This is a genomic window from Streptomyces europaeiscabiei, assembly GCF_001550375.1.
GTDB classification, from domain to species: domain Bacteria; phylum Actinomycetota; class Actinomycetes; order Streptomycetales; family Streptomycetaceae; genus Streptomyces; species Streptomyces europaeiscabiei.
In genome coordinates this window covers 1-3,773 of sequence record NZ_LRTR01000321.1, presented here as the reverse complement: position 1 = coordinate 3,773, position 3,773 = coordinate 1, and the positions used below count along the sequence as shown (strand labels likewise).

Annotated in this window: 4 protein-coding genes and 1 pseudogene; 2 read left to right on the top strand and 3 right to left on the bottom strand. The window is 74.0% G+C overall.

The annotated features are described in order from the left end of the window. Both AWZ10_RS15760 and AWZ10_RS15755 read right to left on the bottom strand, forming a co-directional pair. Positions 1–575 (bottom strand): annotated as a pseudogene (locus tag AWZ10_RS15760) (SUKH-4 family immunity protein); the annotation flags it as partial. Between the two features lie 7 nt (positions 576–582). Next, a complete protein-coding gene (locus AWZ10_RS15755) occupies positions 583–1,593 on the bottom strand; it encodes an SMI1/KNR4 family protein (protein WP_046704970.1) in 1,011 nt (336 codons plus the stop codon). 325 nt (positions 1,594–1,918) lie between these two features. On the opposite strand from AWZ10_RS15755, the gene AWZ10_RS15750 reads away from it, so the two are divergent. After that, complete coding sequence (locus AWZ10_RS15750) at positions 1,919–2,419, top strand: YwqJ-related putative deaminase (RefSeq protein WP_046704969.1); 501 nt, start codon at positions 1,919–1,921, stop codon at positions 2,417–2,419. A gap of 181 nt (positions 2,420–2,600) precedes the next feature. Then, positions 2,601–3,095, top strand: coding sequence for an SUKH-3 domain-containing protein (locus tag AWZ10_RS15745; protein WP_046704968.1), 495 nt, complete (start codon positions 2,601–2,603; stop codon positions 3,093–3,095). A gap of 236 nt (positions 3,096–3,331) precedes the next feature. Here the strand turns inward: AWZ10_RS15745 and AWZ10_RS15740 are convergent. Then, positions 3,332–3,773, bottom strand: a 442-nt coding sequence (locus tag AWZ10_RS15740; protein ID WP_425264492.1) for a sensor histidine kinase, incomplete at its 5' end; no start/stop codon positions are given.

The window sequence follows — 3,773 nt, the reverse complement described above, 5'->3', positions numbered from 1 at the left end:
CCACGGTCGGCCGAGGGCGACTGCCCCACCGGCCCCGGCAGCGTCTCGGGCGTCGAACCACCGCCCCCGGACACCCCGTTGGCGCCCGCGGGGCCGGAACCGGACGTACCGGCAGCCGCAGCAGCCGGCCGGGACCCGGCGCCGTCGGACGCCCCAGCCCCGGCACCCGCACCCGCACCCGCACCCGAGCGGTGGTCCGGAATCCCCAGCCTGTCCGCCGCGTCCTGCAACCACTCCGGCGGAGTCAGCAGGAACGACGTCTGGTTCAGATCCACCCGGGCCGGTGGCGCGGGCGCGGCGGCCGGAGCCGCGTCCGTACGGCCGTACTCCTCCTCGAACCGGCGGATCACCTCGCCCACCGGCAGCGACGGCCACAGCGTGGCCTCCCCGCTGTCACGGGCGATGACCAGCCGCTGCGCGCCACCGTCGGAGCGCGGGCCGTCCGTCCGGTCCTCGGCCCACACCACGAACCCGAGCTCGAACTCCCGTACCCGCACCTCACGGTGCTGGTAGGCCGGCAGATCCCCGTTGATCCACTCCTCGGCGCGCTCCTGCGCCTGAGCGAACGTCACCATCGAAAACTCACTCCCCCACCGAAGACGCGGCGGCACCCGCGGCGACCGGGACGGCACGTGCGAAGCCACCGTCCACCATCAGATTGGCCACCGTCTCCAGTTCCGGCGGATTGCCGGCCAGCCGGGACAGGAACGCGTCGAAGTCCGCACCGGCGGGGAGCAGCAACCGCTCCACCCGCTCGGCCGGCGGCCACGACGGGTCGACGTCGCGGGCGTCGTCGTACGCGCAGAACCAGACCGACCCGATCCGGTCGCCCTTCACCTTCACCGCGAGGATCCCGCCCTGCGCGAACGCGACCGCCAGGTAGTCCTTGGTGAGATGGTCCCGCAGGCACTTGTTGACGTACACCAGGTCGTTGACCGCGGCCTCGTCCCGCACCGTGAAGAACGGCTGGTCGAGCAGCAGCCCCAGCTCCGCGTCCAGCGCCGCCCCGACGGGGGCGCAGCCGCCCGCCGCCTTCAGGAACGACCGGTACGCGCCCGGCAGCCGGTACCCGAGGTCCTCCTCGACCCCCTGCACCTGCGTCTCGGTCACCGCCACCGCCGACGACTTCGGCAGCCCGAAGTGCGCCGGCCGGGTCTCCTGCAACGGCCGCGTGCCCCGCTTGTGCTGGTCCACGCGCGCCGTCGCGATGCCCCCGTGGTGCCGCAGCAGCGCCTTCACCTCGACCGGCACCAGCTCCAGCCGCCGGCCGCCCGGCGCGTGATGCCACGTCCAGCCGTGCGGCGTCGCCACCTGCGGGATCGTGTCCCACAGCTCGTGCCCCGTCGCGGCCAGCGCCGCGTTCGCGGACACGTAGTCCGTCAACCGCAGCTCGTCCACGCCGAACCCCTCCGGGGGGTCGGCGATCTCCGCCGCGGCGCGCGCATAGGGCGAGAAGTCCGGATAGCCGTGGGCGTCAACACGGACACCCCTCGGATGACGCGCGGCCCGGACCGGGTCCGGAAACTGCACGAGCTGCCCGGCGTAGGCCGCGTTCGGCGGCGCGGCTTGCTGCCCGAGCCGACCTGTCGTCATGGCGGTAGCCCCCTGCGGCGTTCTGAGTGACCTGTTTCTGGCTGCGTTGTCGCTCTGTCCTACCGCTCTCCGACAGCAGAGAAGGCCCCGTTACGGCCTGTTCTGTCCGCCCTCGATCGCAAGACCGAACGGATCGCGGTCGTCGACAGCCTATGCGGTACGGCGACACCGGTCACCGGGCCTCCGCTTCCGTGACCAGCCGTCACGCCACCCTCACGGAACGCCGAAGACCGGGCGTGTCGTACTGTCCCAGCTTCCGCACGGGCCGCGCCGTTTGGCACTCTGTGTGCGCGGGCGGGGGATGCAACAGGAGGGGACCACGATCATGAGTGCGACGCAGGCGGGACCTTCGGGCGATCCTCGCATCGGCTGGAGCACCGCGGAACAGCCGCATGCTCCCGCCCTCCTCCACCGCCGCGACGGCATCCTGCCGACCGTGGCCGCCGCCCTCTCCGTGCGCGGCGAGACCCTCACCGGCACCGCCGCCCGCGGCGACCACGCCCCGCCTCTGCACCCTCTGGTCCAGGAGTTCCTCGACTCCCTCGCCACCGCGCAGCGCGACCGCTTCACGGGCCGCTGCGCCGAGGCCATCCTCATCTCCCGGCACATCACCGGCGCCGACGCGGCCCGCAGCCGGCGCGCCGCCCGCAGACCCATGTCCAACGGCGAGGCCCGCAAGGCCCTCAAGCAGGCGAAGCTCACCACCCGCCACATCCGCGAGGACGGCGACCCCCTCCACGGCGCCTTCGCCACCCCCTGCCGCTCCTGCACGGCGCTCAGCGCCCACTTCGGCGTCCGCGTGGTGGACCCGGCACAGGAGAACTGAGCCGGGCCCGGGAAGCCGTTCCCGCCTCAGGAACCCGTCTCCCGGAGATCGCGTCACAACAGGAAACCGCTCCGGGAACTCGGGACCAGCCGATACGCCGATGTCCCGGCCACAGTTCAACCGGCCACAGTCAACCGGCCACAGTTCAATCCGCCGACCAACCCCGACGAACAAAGGGCAGATGCACACCGACCGCACCTCCACCACCCGCTTCTCCGTCCCCGTCGACGCCGCCCTGCGCGCCGCCGGGTGGCAGCCGGGCCGCTGGGACATGAAGCAGGCCGAGATCTGGGCCGACGCCCTGCGCGAGCACGTCTCCCCCGCCGGCCACCGCCACGCGGTCTTCCCGGCCGCGGTCGAGGCCTGGGCCGAATTCGGCGGCCTCCACCTCACCGCCCAGGGGCCCGGCCGCCGGCTCGCCCCCGCCGACCTCCACCTCGACCCGCTGCACGGCCTCCACATGGCCCGCACCCTCGGCGACCTCGGCCGCGCCCTCGACACCGAGGTCTGCCCCCTCGGCCACGAGACCGCCACCCGCTCCCTCATCGCCATCGACACCGAGGGCCGCGCCTACGCCCTCGACCACACCGGTGACTGGTACCTCGGCCCCACCGTCGACACAGCGCTCACGACCCTGCTCGCGGGCACCGATCCGACCCGCCTGACAGCGGGCTGAGCCCCTCACCGCACGGAGCCGCGGGCACGAGCCACGGACACTGTGCGGTCGGGCACGCTCAAGGCCGCACACGGCCGCGGGCAGTCGCGCCTCCGGGACGACGGGGTGCTTCCCTCCCGGGCGAGGCCGAGAGTGGGGGAGGGTGGGCGCGGCGGCACCGCGCGAACGCCGGTGGCCGGGACCCACCCCGGCGCAGCCGAGCCGCGGGGGCCCGGCCAGCGACGCCCGCCACACTCCTACGCCGCCGGAATCACCGCGGACACCCTGAAGCCCCCGGCATCCGTGGGTCCGGACACGAAAACGCCCCCCAGCTCGGCCACCCGCTCCTTCATGCCGAGCAACCCGTTCCCCCCGCTCGGCAACCGCGCGGCCCCCGCCGCCCCCGGCTCCGGCGGCGCCCCGTTCTCCACCTGCATCGCGATCTCCGCCGCCCGATGCGCCAGCCGCACATGCGTCTTAGCCCCCGCCGCGTGCTTGTGCACGTTCGTCAGCGCCTCCTGCACCACCCGGTACGCCGTCTGCTCCACCTCGGCCGCGTACACCCGCACCTCCCCCTCCACCGACAGCTCGACGACCATCCCCGCGGCCGCCGACTGCCCCACCAGCACCTCCAGCTCGGCCAGGCAGGGCCCCTCACCGGCCTCGTCCTCGGCCCGCGAAGCGGCGGCCGCGGCGGCC